Below are 18,120 nucleotides of genomic sequence, written 5' to 3' on the forward strand. Positions count from 1 at the left end.
TCATCAGTGCTTTCGGGCTCAGCGCTCAGGACGTGATTCGAGATACTTCGTCAGCAGTTCGCGATCTTCACTGGTGACCTTCTGCTTCCAGCTTTCCACCACATGCTGACTGGCCTCCTCGAGGGCATCCTGCAGCTCAGGTGGGGCCGGGGTGATCAGCTTCGCGCCGTTCTCCTGCAGGATGGCGTAGGCCTCGTCCAGCACGCTGTGGGTGGCCGTCCAGCCGGCAGACTCGGCGGCATGCGCGGCATCGATCAACGCCTGCTGCTGCGCCTCTGTCAGGTCGTCGAAGCTATCGCGATTCATGTGGATGATATTGAGCGGCATCGCGTAGTTGAGCGTGGTGAAGTGGGGCATGTAGCGGTAGAGCTCCGCACTGACACCGCCCATCGCGGAGGTCAGCGCGCCGTGGATGCTGCCACCGGGCAGCAGGGGTTTGAGCTCTCCCCAGCTCATGACCTGAGGCGCCGCGCCCAGATTGAGCAGCACACGCTGCGTGTTGCGGTCGTAGGTGCGGATCGGCATGTCCTTCAGGTCATCACCGTCAGCGATAGGCGCTTTCGACCACAGGCCGCTGGGCGTCCACGGCAGGGCATACAGCAGGATCTGGTTGTACTCGGCGAGCAGTTCCTCGTAGCGCGGCTTCGCGACCACGTACAGGCGGTGAGCTTCATCGAGGTCGTAGGCGATCGCCGGCAGTGAGGAGATGCCGAAGAAGGGGGCTTCCTCGGCGAGCGCGCCACTGAGTGTCGCGGCGATGTCGATGACACCGCCGGCGGTGGCCTGTAGGTGACTGGCGGAGCGAATGTCCGAGCGCAGCGTCAGCGTCAGGTCGCCTTCGGACTGGCTGGCGACCTGCTGACTGAATTCGGCAGCGCGTTGGCCCATCATCGTGTCGGGCTCGTAATCGCTGCTCATGCTGAGGGTCGTCTGGGCGTGCGCGCTGAGTGCGCTGATCAGGCCTGCCGTGGCCAGGCCAGCGGACAACAGCGCGGAAATGCGTGAGGAAGACGTCATGGGGAATCCTTTCTTTTTGTCATTGACCTTTGCCCGCTAGGGTAGTGCATGCCTGCGTTTATGCTCAGGTGAATCGTGACGTCGCGCATTTTCCCTGCGCTGTCGGGAGAGGTTGCCGCGTGGGGTGGCCGTCATGGCCAAGGTCGGTGGCGTGGGCGCGTGCCTGACTCAGAGGGCATCGCGTTGTGCGAGATAGCGATCCAGCAGTTCGCTTTCCTCAAGGTCAACCTTGCTGCGCCAGCTCTCGATCACGCTGACACTGGCGCGTGCCAGTGAGCGCTTGAGTTCGGGCGAGAGCGGATTGCTGACCGTCACGCCGGCCTCTTCCAGCTGGGCATGGGTCTGCTCCAGGACGCTGGCGATGGCGTTCCAGCTGGTGTCTTCGATCTCGGTCGCGGCGCTGAGAAGGGCCTCGCGCTGGGTGTCGTCGAGCGCTTCGAAGCGTGACCGGCTCATGTGAACGATATTGAGCGGCATGGCGTATTGCAGCGCGGTGTAGTGATCCAGCGTGCGGTTGAGCTCCGCCGTCAGGCCGCCCAGGGCCGAGGTCATCACTGCCTCGATACGGCCTTCGGCCAGCTGCTGTTGCATCGGCTCCCAGCCGAGCACGGTGGCGATGGCGCCAAGGTTGAGCAGTACGCGTTGGGTATTGCGGTCGTAGGCCCGCACGGGCACGCCCCGGAGGTCATCGCGTGTGGTGATCGGCTTGCGCGACCACAGCCCGCTGGGCGGCCAGGGCAGGGCGTAGAGCAGAATCTGGTCATGCTCTTCCAGCAGCGCTTCATAGCTGGGGCGCGCCAGGCGGTAGAGTTCGCGCGCCTGATGCGGGTCATCGACCAGGGTCGGCAGCGAGCTGAGGCCGAACAGCGGCATTTCGGCGGCCAGCGCGCCGCTGTGGGAGTCAGCCAGCTGGATGATGTCGGCGTTGATGGCCTCGAGATGATTCACCGAGCGCAGCCGACTCAGCGGGCCTTCTCCGAAGGAGATCTCGAGCTCGCCCTCGCTGAGCGATGCTACCTGATCGACGAACTGCTGGGCGCGCTGGCCCATCATGGTCTGGGGGCCGTATTCGCGGCTCATGGTCAGCTCGACAGGCTCCGCCTGGGCGGGCGTGCCCAGGGTGGCAAGGCCCAGTGCCAAGCCCACGCCGAGCGCTCTCTTGATGCCGAACATTCTCTTCATGTCGAGCACTCCCTGCATGACAAGCACTGCCTTCATGCCGCTACGCTGTCCGATTGGCATTCGTCGTCATCCATCCATAGGGGGTAAATCAAGTATCCCTCAAAAGTGCAGGGCGTGCTGTCGCTGTCTCGATCAACGCTTCCCCGGTTGGCCTGTTTCACGCCTGCACCGGCACGATTCGGAAGGGGCAACGGGCGTTGAACTGCCAGTTGGCGCAATGTGGTCTACGCTCAAATCATGGCTGTGCAACTGCCCTGACACGAACTCCGCGCCGGGACCGCATGGCCGGATTGTCGACGACTGTCAACGGGAGGTAGACCACATGCTGACCCACGTATGGGGCTTGATGGCGCATCCGCAACGGGAATGGCAGACCATCCGCAAGGAACACGAATCCATCACCCACCTCTACGCACATCATGTGCTGCTCATGGCGCTGGTGCCTGTCATCTGCGCCTACATCGGGACCACGCAGTTCGGTTGGAGCCTGACGGAAGGCCACGCCATTCTTCTGGAGCCTCTGGATGCCTTCTTCGCCGGTATCGCGTTCTATATCGCCATACTGACAGCGATCGGCTTCATGGGCACTGTCATTCACATGCTCTCGCAGCGTTTCTCGGGGCACCCCAGCCGCCGGCGTTGCATCATCTTCGCGGGCTATGTCGCCACGCCGATGTTCCTCGCGGGGCTGGTCGCGCTCTACCCTGTCATCTGGGTGTGTATCCTCGCGGGCACCATTGGCCTGTGTTACAGCGCATACCTGCTGTATCTGGGCATCCCGCCACTGCTCGACATCTCCAACAAGGAAGGCTTCCTCGTCACCGGGTCGACACTGGGGATCGGGGTGCTGGTTCTCGAGGGCCTGCTGGCGGTCACCGTGCTGCTGTGGGGGTATGGCGCACGCTGGTTCATGTAGTCCTTCGCGGCACGTAGGCGTCAGTCTGCTGATGCCATCGGCGCGAAAAAGCGTCTCTGCAACGCCTCGCCTTCATCGGCGGGGCGTTGTCATTTTGCGCGCGGGTTGGCGCGTGGCACTTGTGCTCGGTGGCGGCGGCGTGGAAAGTGTTGGACTCAATCGACAGTGTGGAAGAAAGCGCATGGACAAGTTTGAACAGCGACTGGAGCAGGCTGCGCGGGCTGCATGGTTGTCATATGTCGGTGGACGGACCCAGGACGACATCGCGGTTCAGCTGGGGGTGTCGCGCCCCGGCGTGCAGCGCCTGCTGTCGTTGGCGCGTCAGGAGCGGCTGGTCAAGATCTCCATCGATCATCCCGTGGCCAGCAGCATGGCGCTGTCGGATACGCTGGTGGAGCACTTCGGGCTGAGCTTCTGCGATGTGGTGCCCTCTGACACCCAGTCACCGGAGAGCATCGCGGAGTATCTGGCGGTGGCGGGTGCCGAGCGCCTGGCGTTCTATCTCGGTCGCCAGCAGCCACAGACCATCTCGCTGAGCACCGGGCGTGCGGTACGTGCGGCGGTGGAAGCGCTGAGTCGCAGCGAGCGCCCCCAGCATCGCATCGTGTCACTGGTCGGCAATGTGGCGCTGGATGGCTCCTCCAACCGCTATGACGGCGTGATGCTGCTGGCGGACAAGATCGGCGCTGATCGCTTCCTGCTGCCCGCGCCCGTGGTGGCGGCCAGCATCGAGGAGAAGGAGTCGCTGCAGGGGCAGAATCTGGTCAAGGCGGTGTTCAAGGTCGCCTGTGAGGCCGATGTGGGCATGATCGGCATCGGGCGTCTCGATGCCCAGGCGACGCTGTTCCAGGATCAGTTCATCAGCGCCGCCGAGCGCGATGAGCTGATGGAGGTCGGTGCCGTGGGGGAGTTGATGGGCTGGCCGCTCGACACCCATGGCCGGCTGATCGATTGCCCGCTGGCGCAGCGCATCACCAGTGTGCCGCTGACCTCGCTCAAGGCGCAGCCGCTGATCGGGCTGGCGGGCGGCCACGACAAGGTGCCGGCCATCCTGAGTGCGTTGCGCGGTGGTTGGCTGCAAGGGCTGATCATCGACGAGGTGGCTGCCCAGCGGGTCTGCGCGGCCCTCAAGGAGTGAGCAGAGAACTGCCGTCTTCGTATGATTTCACCGAGATGTCAGCAGCCTATTAGTTTTCTGCTGATGGCTTGCGCTTGACGGCTGGCTCCCGATGACAGGCTTTTGTGGATACAGTCTGCACAAGGCGCCGTACAAGGCGCCGAGCGAGTCATCGGGAGCAGGGCGGGGCGTATGGCCAGGCCTTGCTCCTGGTGTCGTTCTTGGTGTCGTTCGCGGTGTCGTTATCGTGGTCAGGGTTCAGCATTGTCGTTGCCCGCGCGATGCTCGCGTGAGGCCCAGGCGTCCCGTTACCTTCCCGGTGCTATTGCTCTGCTATTTCTCCGTCACTCCTTCGCCCTTCCTTTGCTATTTCTCCGCGATACCTGCGTTTTTTCTTGCCCTTTGCTCTCTCTTTGCCCTCTCTTGGTTCGCTCTTTGTTCTCTCTTTATTTCCCCTTCGTTCTCCCATCCTCGCGTAGGAGGTACGACTTTCAGGGCGAACACTGACTTCTCTTGTCTGACAATCGAGTGCGTTTGTTCACCTCAATGATAAAGAATCGGGGCGGCAATCGTGGTCCGCGTTGTTTCGTTTAACGCTAATATCTGTCTATGCTGAATTGCACGCAAGCTCAGTGGCCATGCCGCCTTGTGGCCTACACCCAAAGGATCAGATCCCAAGGTTGTATAGCCCAAGGTATAGCGCTTCAGGGTTTGCTTTTTTACAGGTCTGATCCGATCATTTGTTCACTGAATGACGTTTTGATCGAACGTGTTTGCGTCGCGATGTCTCGCCAGGACATCCGTTCACCAAGCCGGTTGATGGGAAGGTATCGGTGCCCAAGGCGCCGCTGCCCTCGAAAAGAACAATGCCAATAACGCCCCGATGGAGTGCCCTCATGCGCCTACCTCACATCACCAAGTCCCGCCGTCATCTGCTCTCGCTCGCCAGTGTCGCTGCCCTGGCGCCGCTCAGCGCCCAGGTCAGTGCCGAGACCATCACCGTCGCGACCGTCAACAACGCCGACATGGTGGTCATGCAGAGCCTGACCAGCGAATTCGAGAAGGCGCATCCGGACATCACCCTCGACTGGGTGGTACTGGAAGAGAACGTGCTGCGTCAGCGTCTGACCACCGATGTGGCGACCCAGGGTGGCCAGTTCGACGTCATGACCATCGGCACCTATGAAGTGCCCATCTGGGCCAAGCATGGCTGGCTGACCAAGCTCGACAACCTGCCGGAGGACTATCAGGTCGATGACCTGATCAAGCCGGTGCGTGATGGTCTGAGCGTGACCGAAGGCGAGAAGAAGGGCCTCTACGCGCTGCCGTTCTATGGCGAAAGCTCCATGCTCTACTACCGCAAGGACCTCTTCGAGCAGGCCGGTATCGAGATGCCCGAGCAGCCGACCTGGAGCCAGGTCAATGACTGGGCCGCCAAGCTCAACTCCGCGGATGAAGGCGTCTACGGCATCTGCCTGCGCGGCAAGCCGGGCTGGGGGGAGAACATGGCGATACTGGGCACCATGGTCAACAGCTTCGGCGGCCGCTGGTTCAATGAGGAGTGGGAACCGCAGCTGGATTCCCCGGCCTGGAGCGAGGCCATCAACTTCTACGTCGACATGATGGGCAAGTACGGCCCGCCGGGCGCGACTTCCAACGGCTTCAACGAGAACCTGGCACTGTTCTCCAGCGGCAAGTGCGGCATGTGGGTCGACGCCACCTCGGCGGCCGGCAAGCTCTACAACCCGAAGGAATCTTCCGTGGCCGACAAGCTGGGCTTCGCGCCGGCACCGATCGCCAAGACGGAGAAGGGCTCGCATTGGCTGTGGTCCTGGGCGCTGGCGATTCCGGAATCCTCCAAGTCCAAGGATGCCGCCCAGACCTTCATTACCTGGGCCACTTCCCAGGAATACGTGAACCTGGTCGGCGAGCGTGAAGGCTGGGCCAGCATCCCGCCGGGCACCCGTGTCTCCACCTACGAGAACCAGTCCTACAAGGACGCCGCACCCTTCGCCGGCTTCGTGATGGACGCCATCACCAGTGCCGACCCGACCGATCCGACCCTGGAGCCGGTGCCCTATGTCGGCGTGCAGATGGTGACCATTCCGGAATTCCAGTCCATCGGTACCCAGGTGGGGCAGATGATCGCCGCGGCGCTGGCCGGCCAGATGTCGGTCGAGCAGGCACTGTCCTCCGCCCAGCGTTCCACCGAGCGCACCATGCGCCAGTCGGGTTACTGATCTGATCCAGCCGGTCTGATCCCAACCGATCTGATCTGAACGTTGCAACGGCCTCCCGCCTTGCCTTGAGCCTCAATCGAAATTGACTCGAAGCACGGCGGGAGCCCCGTCCGGCACCCGCGGTTACCCCCTTCCTCTCGAGACTCCTGCAACGCCCTCGCGGCGTGGCACGGGGAGCCTCGGCCTGAAGCCCACCGCATTGCCGGACTTCCTCACCGTATCGAAGGACTCACCATGCGCACGAGAGCATCCGGACGCACCGTCGGGGGATTGCGAACCCTGTCGCTGCAAGCCCCAGCCGTAAGCCTGTTGTTGATGTGGATGCTGGTACCACTGGTCATGACCCTGTGGTTCTCCTTCCAGCGTTACAACCTGATGATGCCGTCGGTGTCCGGCTTTGCCGGCGTCGACAACTATTACTACCTGCTGACCGACCCGTCCCTGTGGACCGCCATGGGCAACACCTTGCTGCTGGTGGGCTGGGTGCTGGTCGCCACCGTGGTCGGCGGCACGCTGCTGGCGGTATTGCTGCAGCAGGAATTCTTCGGCCGCGGCGTCGCGCGTCTGTTCGTGATCGCACCGTTCTTCATCATGCCCACCGTGAGTGCCCTGGTGTGGAAGAACATGATGATGCACCCGGTCAACGGCATTCTGGCCTGGGTCGCCGGGCTGTTCGGTCTGCCGGCCATCGACTGGTTCGCCAGCCTGCCGCTGACCTCCATCGTGATCATCGTCACCTGGCAGTGGCTGCCGTTCGCGGTGTTGATCCTGCTGACCGCCATCCAGTCACTCGATGACGACCAGGTCGAGGCGGCGCGCATGGACGGGGCAGGGCCGGTGGCGATCTTCTTCTACATCACCCTGCCGCATCTCAAACGTGCCATCAGCGTCGTGGTGATGATCGAGATGATCTTCCTGCTGACCATCTTCGCCGAGATCTTCGTTACCACCTCCGGTGGTCCGGGGCTTGCCTCGACCAACCTGGCGTACCTGATCTACATCCGCGCCCTGCTGGACTTCGATGTGGGTGGTGCCTCCGCCGGTGGCGTGATCGCCATCATCCTGGCCAATATCGTGGCCTTCTTCCTGGTGCGTACCGTCGCCAAGAATCTCGAGAACTGATGACAAGCGCTCAGCACAGGGAGACTCAATGATGTCGACTTCAACTTCCAATTCCGTGGCCGCCGCCAGCGCTGCCGTCAGCGCCAGTCGCGCGCGCCGCAGCGTGATCAACAAGAAGCTTGTCCTGACCCTGGTGGCCTGGACCATCGCGCTGGTGATGTTCTTCCCGATCTTCTGGATGATCCTCACCAGCTTCAAGACCGAGGCCGAGGCGATCGCCACGCCGCCGAGCCTGTTCTTCACGCCCAGCGTCGAGGGCTATATCGAGATCCAGGCACGTGCGGACTACTTCAAGTACGCCCTCAACAGTGTGGTGATCTCGCTCGGGGCAACGCTGCTGGCACTGCTGATCGCGATTCCGTCCGCCTACTCGATGGCCTTCCTGCCCACCAAGCGTACCCAGGGGACACTGCTGTGGATGCTGTCGACCAAGATGCTGCCGTCCGTGGGCGTGCTGCTGCCGGTCTACCTGATCTTCCGCGATCTGGGCCTGCTGGATAGCCGTACCGGCCTGATCATCATCTACATGCTGATGAACCTGCCGATCGTGGTCTGGATGCTCTACACCTTCTTCAAGGACATTCCCAAGGACATCCTCGAAGCCGGTCGCATGGATGGTGCCAGCACCCTGCAGGAGATCTTCCACCTGCTGCTGCCGCTGACTCTGCCGGGCATCGCTTCCACCGGTCTGCTGTGCGTGATCCTGAGCTGGAACGAGGCGTTCTGGAGCCTGAACCTGACCACCTCCAACGCCGCACCGCTGACCGCCTACATCGCGTCCTTCTCCAGTCCTGAGGGGCTGTTCTGGGCCAAGCTGTCCGCGGCTTCCACGCTCGCCATCGCGCCGATCCTGATCTTCGGCTGGATGACCCAGAAGCAGATGGTACGCGGCCTGACCTTCGGCGCCGTCAAGTAATCCGCGCCAGCCAGAGACACGCAAGACGCACACGCAAGACGCATAAGCTACAGAGAGGTACGCCGCCTGCGCCACATTGGCTGATGAACATTGCCAGATGAGCATTGACTGAGAGCAGATCAGCGCAGGCGGCCGAGAGCCACACGCATGTTGCACCCTTGCCATGCCACCCAAATTTGCCATCACCTGCCCTCGGGCAGGTGCGGATAAGGAAACTTCCCATGTCCACACTCACGCTCAAGAACATCGTCAAGGAATTCACCTCCGGCAGCGGCGCCAGCGCCTCCACCACCCAGGTCATCAAGGGAGTCGATCTGGAAGTGAAGGACCAGGAATTCGTGGTCTTCGTCGGCCCGTCCGGTTGCGGCAAGTCCACGCTGATGCGCATGATCGCCGGTCTCGAGAACGCGACCTCCGGTGACATCCTGATCGATGGCAAGCGCATGAACGATATCGGCCCGGCCGAGCGCGGCCTGGCGATGGTGTTCCAGAGCTACGCGCTCTATCCGCACATGACGGTGGGCGAGAACATGGGCTTCAGCCTCAAGCTCGCCGGCGTCTCCAAGGAAGAGCGCGCCGAGAAGGTCAACGCCGCCGCCGAGGTGCTGCAGCTCGGGCCGTTGCTGGACCGCAAGCCCAAGGCTCTGTCCGGTGGTCAGCGTCAGCGTGTCGCCATCGGTCGCGCCATCGTGCGCAACCCGAGCATCTTCCTGTTCGATGAGCCGCTCTCCAACCTGGACGCCGCGCTGCGGGTGCAGATGCGCATCGAGCTGGCGCGCCTGCATGCCGAGCTCAAGGCGACCATGATCTACGTGACCCACGACCAGGTCGAAGCCATGACCATGGCCGACAAGATCGTCGTGCTGCAGGGCGGCGTGGTCGAGCAGGTCGGCTCGCCGATGGAGCTCTACCATCACCCGCGCAACCGCTTCGTGGCCGGTTTCATCGGCTCGCCGAAGATGAACTTTCTCGACATCACCGTCACTGGCGTGGCCGGCGAGGGCGTCACGGTGCGCCTGCCCGACGGCAGCGAGCGCCTGATTCCGGTGGTGAGCCAGACCGAAGATGGCGCCTCGGTCATCGTCGGCGACAGCCTGACGCTGGGCGTGCGCCCCGAGCACCTGATGCTGGACGCGCAAGGCCCGTTCAGCGGCCAGGTTCAGGTCATCGAGCGTCTGGGCGGGGTGACCTCTCTGTACCTGGCGACTCCGGATGGTTCCGGCGATGCGCCGATCGGCGGCCTCAAGTCCGACGAGCAGTCAGACAGCGGCTGGATCCTGATGGCGGATGGAGACGTCAACAGCCGCGTGGGTGACAGCATCCGCTACGGCTTCGATACCGAGCGTGCGCACCTCTTCACCCGTGAAGGGTTGGCGCTGCAGAATCTCAACCGTCACCCGCTGACCAGCCTGACGCGTCAGGACAATTCCCTGTCCAGCGCCAGCGCCGCACAGGAAGCCCGCGCATGAACCGCGCAGCCGCGAATCGGGAAGCCGCGAATCGGGAAGCCAGAGAGGATGATGAGATGAGTACACCCTTGCAGCAGGTGATCTTCGATTGTGACGGCGTGCTGGTGGACAGCGAAGTGCTGGCCGAGGAGGAGCTGTCGCGTCAGCTGGGTGAGTGGCTGCCGGATCTCGACACCGAGGCCGAGCTGCGCGCGGCGCTGGGCATGACCACCGAGGCCATCCTGGGCCATCTGGAGGCCATGAGCGCTCACACCCTGCCGCCGCAGGCGATGGAGCGCATCGACCACGCCATCGAGTCACGTCTGGCAAAGGAACTTGCGCCCATCAGCGGCATGGCGGAACTGCTTGGCGGGCTGTTGGCGAATGGCGTGGCCGTGGCGATCGTCTCCAATAGTGCCGAGCGGCGGGTGCGTGCCTCGCTGGCCGCCACCGGTCTGGATCGCTGGCTGGGCTCGGTGCCGCTCTTCACGGCCGAGCAAGTCGCGCGCCCCAAGCCCGCGCCGGACGTCTATCAGCTGGCGCTGCGTCAGCTGGGGCGCGATGCCCTGGAGTGCGTGGTGATCGAGGATAGCCTCGCTGGCGTCAGCGCGGCGGTCGCGGCCGGTCTGCGCGTGATCGGCTTTACCGGCGCCGGGCATATTCCGCCGGGCCACGCCCAGCATCAGTTGGAGGCGGGTGCCTGGCAGAGCCGTGCCAGCATGGAGGAGGTCAGTGGTCTGATCAGTCAGCTGCGTATCGGTCAGGCCAGCGACCTGAGCGCCACATGAGCACCGTCAGGGGGTGACAACATGCAGACGCTATCCGAGTCGGCCAATAATAGTGAGCCGCTGACCTCGCCACGCAGCGCCCGGCTCGCCGGCAAGGTGGCGGTGGTCACCGGTGCTGCGGGCGGTATCGGCCTGGCCATCGCCACCCGCTATGTCGCCGAAGGCGCCTATGTGGCGCTGGCGGACATCAACGGCGAGGCGGCGGAGCGTGCCGCCCAGCAGCTGCGCGAGCAGGCCGGGCCGCAGGCACGCGTCCTGGCGGTGACGCTGGACGTGACGTCGAGCGTCTCGCGTCAGAGCATGCTGGAATGCGTGCAGGCACAATTGGGGCCGATCGATATCCTGGTCAACAATGCCGCCGTCTTCGCCATGGCGCCGGTGCTGGAGGTCAGCGAGGGCATGCTGCGCCACCAGCTGGCGGTCAATGTCGAAGGCCTGTTCTTCACCCTGCAGGCGGTGGCCAGAACGATGGTCGAGCGCGGGCAGGGCGGCAAGATCATCAACATGGCCTCGCAGGCCGGACGACGCGGCGAGGCGCTGGTCAGCGCCTATTGTGCCTCCAAGGCCGCCGTGATCAGCCTGACCCAGTCCTGCGGGCTTGATCTCATCCGTCATGGCATCAATGTCAATGGCATCGCGCCGGGCGTGGTCGACACGCCGATGTGGGATCAGGTCGATGCGCTGTTCGCCCATCATGAACAGCGCCCGCTGGGCGAGAAGAAACGTCTGGTCGGTGAGGCGGTACCCTATGGACGCATGGGGCTGCCGGATGACCACGCCGGCGCCGCGGTATTTCTGGCCTGTGAAGACAGCGATTTCGTCGTCGCCCAGACACTCAATGTCGACGGTGGCAACTGGATGAGCTAAGGATGAGAGACACCTTCCGTCCCGCTGCAAGGGTGCGCATCCATTAATGAGGTAGTCACGTGACATCTTTACCCGATTCTCGCCTGGCCCACATGTCGCCCTCGTTGGACGACATGGCAAGCCGTGTGCTGGCGGAACACGCCTCCAGTCAGCGCACACGTACCATCGTGGCCCTCGCCGGCCCGCCGGCGGCGGGCAAGTCGACGTTGTCGGAATCCCTGTGCGAGACCCTCAATGCGCTGGAACCCGGCATCGCCGTGGTGGTGCCGATGGATGGCTATCACTACGACAACGCCGTGCTGGCGCCGCAGGGCCTGCTCTACGTCAAGGGCGCACCGGAGACCTTCGATGCGCGCGGGCTCTATCATGATCTCGTCAGGGTGCGCGCCGATGATGGCCCGGTCGCCGTGCCGGTCTTCGATCGCCCGCTGGACCTGGCACGTGCCGGCGGCCGCGTGGTCGGGACTCACCATCGCATCGTGCTGGTCGAGGGCAACTATCTGCTGCTGCGCCACGCGCCCTGGGACGCGCTGCTCGGCTTGTTCGACATCAGCATCTTTCTGGATATCGAGGATGAGGTGCTGGTGCCGCGTCTGTTGCATCGCTGGCGCGAGATGGGCCAGGATGCCCGCGGTGCCCACGAGCGCACCCATCACAAGGACATGCTCAACGCGCACCTGATCAAGCAGGACTCGCTCAACGCCGACTGGCGTTGGCGCCTTGCGAATGCCCCCATCGGCCCCGATGGGGAAGACAGCTGAATGACGGATGGCAGGGAGAGCCCCATGTGGGTAGGTGTTGATTGTGGGACTCAGAGTACCAAGGTGGTGATCGTCGATCCGGCCTGCGGCAGCATCGTGGCCCAGGGCCAGCGCAGTCATGCGCTGCAGGAAGGTGCCAACGGACGCCGCGAGCAGGATCCGCAGGACTGGGTGGCGGCGCTTGAGGGCGCCTTCGCTGATGCACTGGCCGCCTCGCGGCTGGACCCGCAGCGCATCACGGCGATCGGAGTGTCCGGTCAGCAGCATGGCATGGTGGTGCTGGATGAGGCCGGTGTGCCGCTCCATCCGGCCAAGCTGTGGTGTGACACCGAGACCAGCGAGCACAATGCCGCACTGATCGCGGCGCTGGGAGGTGAGGCGGGCTGTCTGGAGACGCTCGGTCTGGTGCTGCAGACCGGCTACACCGCCTCCAAGCTTGCCTGGCTGCGTGAGCGGCATCCCGAGCGCTATCAGCGCATCGCCAGCATCCTGCTGCCGCATGACTATCTCAACTTCTGGCTGACCGGCGAGCGCGTCTCCGAATACGGCGATGCCTCGGGCACCGGCTATTTCGATACCCGGCGGCGCTGCTGGCATCTGGATGTCTTCGCGCAGATCGCCCCGGAGCTTGATGCCCGGCGCGTGCTGCCCCGATTGATAGAATCCCATCAGCCGGCCGGGAGCATTCGCCCCGAGATCGCCGCGCGCTTCGGGCTGCGTGACGACGTCATCGTCTCCAGCGGCGGCGGCGACAACATGATGAGCGCCATCGGCACCGGCAACATCGCGCCGGGGCGGGTGACGCTCAGCATGGGCACCTCCGGCACGGTATGCGCCTGGTCGGCGGACTATCCGGCCGACTGCGACCCTCAGGTGGCCAGTTTCAGCGCCAGCGATGGTGGCTGGCTGCCGCTGGTGTGCACCATGAATGTGACCTCGGCCACCACGCGGGTACGCGAGATGTTCGGCTTCGACATCGCCACCTTCTCAGCCCAGGTGGCAAGCGCCCCGCGCGGAGCCGAGGGCGTGCGGGTGCTGCCGTTCTTCAATGGTGAGCGTGTGCCGATGCTGCCGCGTGCCCAGGCCAGTTTCCATGGGCTGGACAGCCGCAATGCCACCCCGGCCAACCTGTGTCGCGCGACCATGGAAGGCGCAAGTTACGGCCTGCGTTACGCACTGGAGTGCATGGGGCCGCTGGGCAGTGAGGCGCGCCAGATCCGCCTGGTGGGCGGTGGCGCCAAAAGTCCGCTGTGGCGTCAGATGCTGGCGGACATTCTCGGCCTCGAGGTGGTCTGCCCGCAGGTGACCGAGGCCGCCGCCCTGGGCGCCGCGATTCAGGCGGGCTGGTGTCTGGGACAGTCAGGCGATGAAGGACAGGGTCGCCATAGCGAGACGCTTGAGCAACTCTGTGAGCGGCTGGTCGCGCTGGATCACGCGACACTCGCCCAGCCCCAGGCCGAAGGAGTGGCCGCCTACCGCAAGGGCTACGCCGATTACCGCGCGCTGCTCGCCAGCGAGCACGGCATTACCGCCGGCGGCTGAGCACGTTGTCAGAGCACGGCGGCTGAACTCAATACATCAGCACGTCACGCCAAACACATCGCCCCCGCCGAGTGAGACTCGACGGGGGCGATGTGTTTCACGCGCTTCATTGTATCAGTCGCGGCTCAGGCACGAGCTCAGGCATTGGACGAGCGCGCCCATAGATTGACGCCGCTATCGATGGCGTAGCGGTCGATCTCGTCGAGCTCGGCCTGGGTGAAGTCGAGATGATCCAGTGCCTTGACGCAATCGCTGACCTGTTCCGGACGGCTGGCGCCGATCAGTGCGGTGGTGACGCGGTTGCCACGCAGCGCCCAGGCGAGGGCCATCTGGGCCAGCGACTGGCCACGGCGCTCGGCGATGGCGTTGAGGGCGCGCACCCGCTCCAGATTGTCCTCGGTGAGGTGATCTTCCTTGATCGCTCCGCCGCGTGCCAGACGGCTATCCTGTGGCACGCCGCCCAGATACTTGTTGGTCAGCACGCCCTGGGCCAGCGGCGAGAACACGATGGAGCCGATGCCCTCGTCATCGAGGGTGTCGAGCAGGCCGTCTTCCTCGATCCAGCGATTGATCATCGAATAGCTGGGCTGATGGATGATGCACGGCGTGCCCAGTTCGCGCAGGATGGCGGCGGCTTCGCGGGTGCGTTGGGCATTGTAGGAGGAGATGCCTGCATAGAGCGCCTTGCCGGAGCGCACGGCACTGTCAAGCGCGCCCATCGTCTCTTCCAGCGGCGTGTCCGGATCGAAGCGGTGTGAATAGAAGATGTCGACGTAATCGAGGTCCATGCGCTTGAGGCTCTGATCCAGGCTCGAGAGCAGGTACTTGCGGCTGCCCCATTCGCCGTAGGGGCCAGGCCACATGTGATAGCCCGCCTTGGTGGAAATCACCATCTCATCGCGGTAGCCGGCGAAGTCGCGCTTGAGCATGCGACCGAACATTTCCTCGGCGCTGCCCGGCGGCGGCCCGTAATTGTTGGCCAGGTCGAAGTGGGTGATGCCCAGATCGAAGGCGGTCTGGCAGATGGCGCGCGCATTGTCTTCGTGGGCGTTGTTGCCGAAGTTGTGCCAGAGCCCCAGTGACAGGCGGGGCAGTTTGAGGCCGCTCTTGCCGCAGCGCTGGTAGTGCATGCGTTCGTAGCGATCTTCAGCCGGGGTATAGCGCATGGCGGAGTCCTTTCACGAGTGGAGGCGTCGATGTCTCACAGGGATGAGGTGACATCGAATGACGCCTTCAGTCTAGGTCGCGTCTGCAGGTCTGATAAGCACATGCGAACGAATAGATTGTTCGCCAGAACGTACAATGCTGTGGCAGTCTCGTTCACTGAAATCCCGGATGGCTGGCGTGAGGAGCAGGCAGGATGCGGCATCACAAGCAGGTGGAGCGACTGATGTTGTTCGCTCAGGTGGCGGAAACCCTCAGCTTCACCCGGGCGGCCAAGGCGCTGGGCGTGTCGCGTGCTCATCTTTCCGAGCAGGTGCGGCGGCTGGAGCAGGACATCGGAGCGCCCTTGCTGATCCGCACCACACGGGCGGTACGCCTCACCGAGGAGGGCGAGCGCATTCGCCAGCGCATGCAGTCGGTACATGGCGAACTGCTGGCACTGGAGCGCGAGCTTGAACACGACCTGAAGCAGACGAGTGAGTCGGAGCGTCAGGGCTACAGCGGGGTGTTGCGCATCACGGCGCCGGTACTGTTCGCCGAGCGTTATCTGATCGAGGTCTGCAATGCCTTCCAGGCGCGCCATCCGGCGGTCGAGCTGCGTCTGGACGTCAGTTACGAGAGTCATGACCTGACCCGCGAGCCATTTGATGTGGCATTTCGCGCCACGCGCACGCCACCGGACAACATGATCGCGCGTCGCCTGCTCGATTACGTCCACTGCTGCTGCGCGTCGCCCGAGTACCTTGCCGCGCATGGCACGCCGCACACGGCCGCGGCACTTGGTGATCATCGCTGCCACGTCTGGTCGGGGCAGTCCGGCTGGCCGCTGGCCAGTGGTGAAGTCAGTCTCGCGGGGGGATTGGCCATCAATGATCACCGCCTGCTCAAGCAGCAGGCGCTGGGTCATGCCGGCATCATTCGGGTCGCCCATTACCTGGTCGACCGTGAGCTGGCCGAGGGCCGTCTGGTGCGTCTGCTGGCGCACGAGGAGGGCGAGCCCAACAGCATCTACATGCTCTATCCCCAGCGCCTGCCGCAGTCGGGCAAGCTGCGCGCCTTCATGGCGGCGGTGGAAGCCGCCATGCCGCCTCGCGGTGCGTGAACGAAAGACACAGACGCAAGAGTGGCGTATGCAAAAAGACCGCCGTGCCCTGATGGACGCGGCGGTCTTTTTATTTGCCTCTTTATCCAGGCTGGCGGGGCCTCAGAGGCCCAGCGCGGCGACCCCGGCCTTGGCGATCTGGGCATCCTGCTCCGGCTTGACGCCGGACACGCCGATGCTGCCGGCGATCTGGCCTTCGACCATCACCGGCACGCCGCCGCCCAGCATGCCTTCAAGTTGCGGCGCTGACAGGAAGGCGGTGCGTCCGCCGTTGATGGAGTCCTCGAACAGCTGGGTCTCGCGGCGACCCAGGGCGGCGCTCTTGGCCTTCTCCTGGGCGAAGTAGCCGGTCATCGCCGGGGTGTCGTCGAGGCGACGCAGACCCAGCGGGTGGCCGCCATCGTCGGCAACGGCGATGGAGACGGCCCAGCCATTGGCCTCGGCTTCCTTCTGGGCGGCGTCCAGCATCTGATTGACGTCAGCGAGGGTCAGTACGTGGCGAGTGATCATCGGGCTTCCTTGGCAGTGGTGAGGTGAAAGAGATAGTGAAACAGATAGTGAAACAGATACTGAAACAGATAGTGACGCTTCATTTCTGCGGGAGCGTCTCGGGCAGGGCGTCATCCACCAGTTCGATCCAGTGACTCACCGGCGTGCGTCCGGCGCTCGAGAGATGCGTCTGACAGCCGATGTTGGCGGTGGCGATGCGCGCAGGCCCGTTGGCCTCCAGCGCCTCAAGCTTGCGGTCTCGCAGCTGGCGTGACAACTCCGGTTGCGTGATCGAGTAGGTGCCGGCGGACCCGCAGCACAGATGGCCCTCCATGACAGGCGCCAGTGTAAAGCCCAGTTGCGACAGGATCTTCTCCACCTCGCCGCCCAGTCCCTGGGCATGTTGCAGGGTGCAGGGACAATGGAAGGCCAGCGGCTGTTGGTCGGGCGCGGCCGCGAGACTCTTTCGATCATCGCGGGCGATCTCCTCGCCGAGTACCTCGACGATATCGCGGGCCAGGGCGCTTACGCGTGCGGCGCGCTCAGCATAGTCCGGGTCATCGGCCAGCATCTCGCCATATTCCTTGACGAAGGCCCCGCAGCCACTGGCGGTCTGCACGATCGCTTCCGCACCGGCCTCGATGGCCGGCCACCAGGCATCGATGTTGGCACGCATGCGCGCGCGACCGGCCTGCTGGGCGTTGAGGTGATAGTCGATGGCACCGCAGCAGCCGGCCTCGTGGATCGGCGTGACGCCGATGCCGAAGCGCGCCAGCACGCGGGCGGTGGCGGCATTGATGTTGGGGGCCAGGCCCGGTTGCACGCAGCCCTCCAGCATCAGCACCTGGCGAGACAGCAACTGATCAGAAGGCGTCGCGGTGACGGGCGCAGCTGGGTGCTCGGCTTGACGGTCGCGCTCGCGGGCCAGCGGGATCTTGTCGGCCAGCGCGCCAGGCGCGAGGGGGCGAAAGCGCACGCCAAGTGCCAGCAAGGCCTTGAAGCGCGCGGGTTCGACCAGCGCATGGCGCAGGCCACTGCGCAGCAGGCGCTCTCGCCACGGGCGGCCGACGCGACGCTCCAGTTCCTGACGCCCGATATCGAGCAGGGTGTGATATTGCACGCCCGACGGGCAGGTGGTCTCGCAGCTGCGACAGCTCAGGCAGCGATCCAGATGCCGCTGGGTCTCGCGGGTGATCTCGCTGGCCTGCTGGCGGGTGCTTGAGTCCTGGCTCTCGGGGTCGCTCTCCAGCAGCTGCTTGATCAGATAGATGCGCCCGCGCGGCCCGTCGCGCTCATCGCCCAGCAGCTGATAGGTGGGGCAGGTGGCATTGCAGAAGCCGCAATGCACGCAGCTGCGCAGGACCTTGTCGGCCCGCTGGATATGCGGTCTGGCAAGCGCGGCGTCACTGAAGTGGGTCTGCATTCAGGTGCGTCTCCTGTCGTGGCGTG

16 protein-coding genes are annotated in these 18,120 nt (G+C 64.2%); 11 read left to right on the forward strand and 5 right to left on the reverse strand.

The genetic code is table 11. The annotated features are described in order from the left end of the window. Positions 1-18 precede the first annotated feature (18 nt). The gene (locus tag LCW13_RS06085) at positions 19-1,017 is read right to left on the reverse strand and encodes a TRAP transporter substrate-binding protein (RefSeq protein ID WP_153635402.1); all 999 of its coding nucleotides are present in this window, start codon (positions 1,015-1,017) and stop codon (positions 19-21) included. A gap of 168 nt (positions 1,018-1,185) precedes the next feature. Continuing rightward, positions 1,186-2,199: a TRAP transporter substrate-binding protein DctP gene (dctP, locus tag LCW13_RS06090; protein WP_172978633.1), complete on the reverse strand. Its 1,014-nt coding sequence runs from the start codon at positions 2,197-2,199 to the stop codon at positions 1,186-1,188. Between the two features lie 322 nt (positions 2,200-2,521). On the opposite strand from dctP, the gene LCW13_RS06095 reads away from it, so the two are divergent. From LCW13_RS06095 to xylB, 10 genes are all read left to right on the forward strand, one after another. Next, positions 2,522-3,115 carry a Yip1 family protein gene (locus tag LCW13_RS06095; RefSeq protein ID WP_082388794.1) on the forward strand — a complete coding sequence of 198 codons (594 nt, stop codon included), beginning with the start codon at positions 2,522-2,524 and terminating at the stop codon, positions 3,113-3,115. Between the two features lie 181 nt (positions 3,116-3,296). Beyond that, on the forward strand, positions 3,297-4,253 hold the full coding sequence (locus LCW13_RS06100; RefSeq protein ID WP_043334551.1) for a sugar-binding transcriptional regulator: 957 nt from the start codon (positions 3,297-3,299) through the stop codon (positions 4,251-4,253). A gap of 875 nt (positions 4,254-5,128) precedes the next feature. After that, positions 5,129-6,472, forward strand: a complete 1,344-nt coding sequence (locus LCW13_RS06105) for an ABC transporter substrate-binding protein (protein WP_153635404.1) — start codon at positions 5,129-5,131, stop codon at positions 6,470-6,472. A 234-nt stretch (positions 6,473-6,706) separates the two neighbouring features. Further along, positions 6,707-7,594 carry a carbohydrate ABC transporter permease gene (locus tag LCW13_RS06110; RefSeq protein WP_043334545.1) on the forward strand — a complete coding sequence of 296 codons (888 nt, stop codon included), beginning with the start codon at positions 6,707-6,709 and terminating at the stop codon, positions 7,592-7,594. A gap of 31 nt (positions 7,595-7,625) precedes the next feature. Continuing rightward, positions 7,626-8,510, forward strand: a complete 885-nt coding sequence (locus LCW13_RS06115; RefSeq protein ID WP_043334580.1) for a carbohydrate ABC transporter permease — start codon at positions 7,626-7,628, stop codon at positions 8,508-8,510. A 221-nt stretch (positions 8,511-8,731) separates the two neighbouring features. Then, positions 8,732-9,979 carry an ABC transporter ATP-binding protein gene (locus tag LCW13_RS06120; RefSeq protein WP_153635405.1) on the forward strand — a complete coding sequence of 416 codons (1,248 nt, stop codon included), beginning with the start codon at positions 8,732-8,734 and terminating at the stop codon, positions 9,977-9,979. A 56-nt stretch (positions 9,980-10,035) separates the two neighbouring features. Further along, positions 10,036-10,746, forward strand: a complete 711-nt coding sequence (locus LCW13_RS06125; protein ID WP_225347828.1) for an HAD family hydrolase — start codon at positions 10,036-10,038, stop codon at positions 10,744-10,746. A gap of 21 nt (positions 10,747-10,767) precedes the next feature. Then, positions 10,768-11,613, forward strand: coding sequence for an L-iditol 2-dehydrogenase (locus LCW13_RS06130; protein WP_153635406.1), 846 nt, complete (start codon positions 10,768-10,770; stop codon positions 11,611-11,613). 59 nt (positions 11,614-11,672) lie between these two features. Continuing rightward, on the forward strand, positions 11,673-12,374 hold the full coding sequence (locus tag LCW13_RS06135; RefSeq protein ID WP_317292826.1) for a nucleoside/nucleotide kinase family protein: 702 nt from the start codon (positions 11,673-11,675) through the stop codon (positions 12,372-12,374). Positions 12,375-12,398: 24 nt separating this feature from the next. Further along, complete coding sequence (gene xylB, locus LCW13_RS06140; RefSeq protein ID WP_225347829.1) at positions 12,399-13,916, forward strand: xylulokinase; 1,518 nt, start codon at positions 12,399-12,401, stop codon at positions 13,914-13,916. 137 nt (positions 13,917-14,053) lie between these two features. Here the strand turns inward: xylB and mgrA are convergent, their stop codons facing one another. Next, on the reverse strand, positions 14,054-15,082 hold the full coding sequence (gene mgrA, locus LCW13_RS06145) for an L-glyceraldehyde 3-phosphate reductase (protein ID WP_153635408.1): 1,029 nt from the start codon (positions 15,080-15,082) through the stop codon (positions 14,054-14,056). A gap of 194 nt (positions 15,083-15,276) precedes the next feature. On the opposite strand from mgrA, the gene LCW13_RS06150 reads away from it, so the two are divergent. After that, positions 15,277-16,182, forward strand: a complete 906-nt coding sequence (locus LCW13_RS06150) for a LysR family transcriptional regulator (RefSeq protein WP_153635409.1) — start codon at positions 15,277-15,279, stop codon at positions 16,180-16,182. A 102-nt stretch (positions 16,183-16,284) separates the two neighbouring features. Here LCW13_RS06150 and LCW13_RS06155 read toward each other — a convergent pair whose 3' ends face one another. Then, complete coding sequence (locus LCW13_RS06155; RefSeq protein WP_043334532.1) at positions 16,285-16,692, reverse strand: GlcG/HbpS family heme-binding protein; 408 nt, start codon at positions 16,690-16,692, stop codon at positions 16,285-16,287. Between the two features lie 79 nt (positions 16,693-16,771). Continuing rightward, positions 16,772-18,094 (reverse strand): glycolate oxidase subunit GlcF, encoded by a 1,323-nt coding sequence (gene glcF / locus LCW13_RS06160; protein WP_153635410.1) that lies wholly within the window; start codon positions 18,092-18,094, stop codon positions 16,772-16,774. Positions 18,095-18,120 lie beyond the last annotated feature (26 nt).

Origin of the sequence: Cobetia amphilecti (assembly GCF_020217465.1) — a bacterium.
GTDB lineage: Bacteria > Pseudomonadota > Gammaproteobacteria > Pseudomonadales > Halomonadaceae > Cobetia > Cobetia amphilecti.

What these genes read in the sequence shown, in the direction of transcription:
- LCW13_RS06085 (WP_153635402.1), bottom strand. Translation starts at nt 1,017, where the DNA reads ATGACGTCTTCCTCACGCATTTCCGCGCTGTTGTCCGCTGGCCTGGCC.
- dctP (WP_172978633.1), bottom strand. Translation starts at nt 2,199, where the DNA reads ATGAAGAGAATGTTCGGCATCAAGAGAGCGCTCGGCGTGGGCTTGGCA.
- LCW13_RS06095 (WP_082388794.1), top strand. Translation starts at nt 2,522, where the DNA reads ATGCTGACCCACGTATGGGGCTTGATGGCGCATCCGCAACGGGAATGG.
- LCW13_RS06100 (WP_043334551.1), top strand. Translation starts at nt 3,297, where the DNA reads ATGGACAAGTTTGAACAGCGACTGGAGCAGGCTGCGCGGGCTGCATGG.
- LCW13_RS06105 (WP_153635404.1), top strand. Translation starts at nt 5,129, where the DNA reads ATGCGCCTACCTCACATCACCAAGTCCCGCCGTCATCTGCTCTCGCTC.
- LCW13_RS06110 (WP_043334545.1), top strand. Translation starts at nt 6,707, where the DNA reads ATGCGCACGAGAGCATCCGGACGCACCGTCGGGGGATTGCGAACCCTG.
- LCW13_RS06115 (WP_043334580.1), top strand. Translation starts at nt 7,626, where the DNA reads ATGTCGACTTCAACTTCCAATTCCGTGGCCGCCGCCAGCGCTGCCGTC.
- LCW13_RS06120 (WP_153635405.1), top strand. Translation starts at nt 8,732, where the DNA reads ATGTCCACACTCACGCTCAAGAACATCGTCAAGGAATTCACCTCCGGC.
- LCW13_RS06125 (WP_225347828.1), top strand. Translation starts at nt 10,036, where the DNA reads ATGAGTACACCCTTGCAGCAGGTGATCTTCGATTGTGACGGCGTGCTG.
- LCW13_RS06130 (WP_153635406.1), top strand. Translation starts at nt 10,768, where the DNA reads ATGCAGACGCTATCCGAGTCGGCCAATAATAGTGAGCCGCTGACCTCG.
- xylB (WP_225347829.1), top strand. Translation starts at nt 12,399, where the DNA reads ATGTGGGTAGGTGTTGATTGTGGGACTCAGAGTACCAAGGTGGTGATC.
- mgrA (WP_153635408.1), bottom strand. Translation starts at nt 15,082, where the DNA reads ATGCGCTATACCCCGGCTGAAGATCGCTACGAACGCATGCACTACCAG.
- LCW13_RS06150 (WP_153635409.1), top strand. Translation starts at nt 15,277, where the DNA reads ATGCGGCATCACAAGCAGGTGGAGCGACTGATGTTGTTCGCTCAGGTG.
- LCW13_RS06155 (WP_043334532.1), bottom strand. Translation starts at nt 16,692, where the DNA reads ATGATCACTCGCCACGTACTGACCCTCGCTGACGTCAATCAGATGCTG.
- glcF (WP_153635410.1), bottom strand. Translation starts at nt 18,094, where the DNA reads ATGCAGACCCACTTCAGTGACGCCGCGCTTGCCAGACCGCATATCCAG.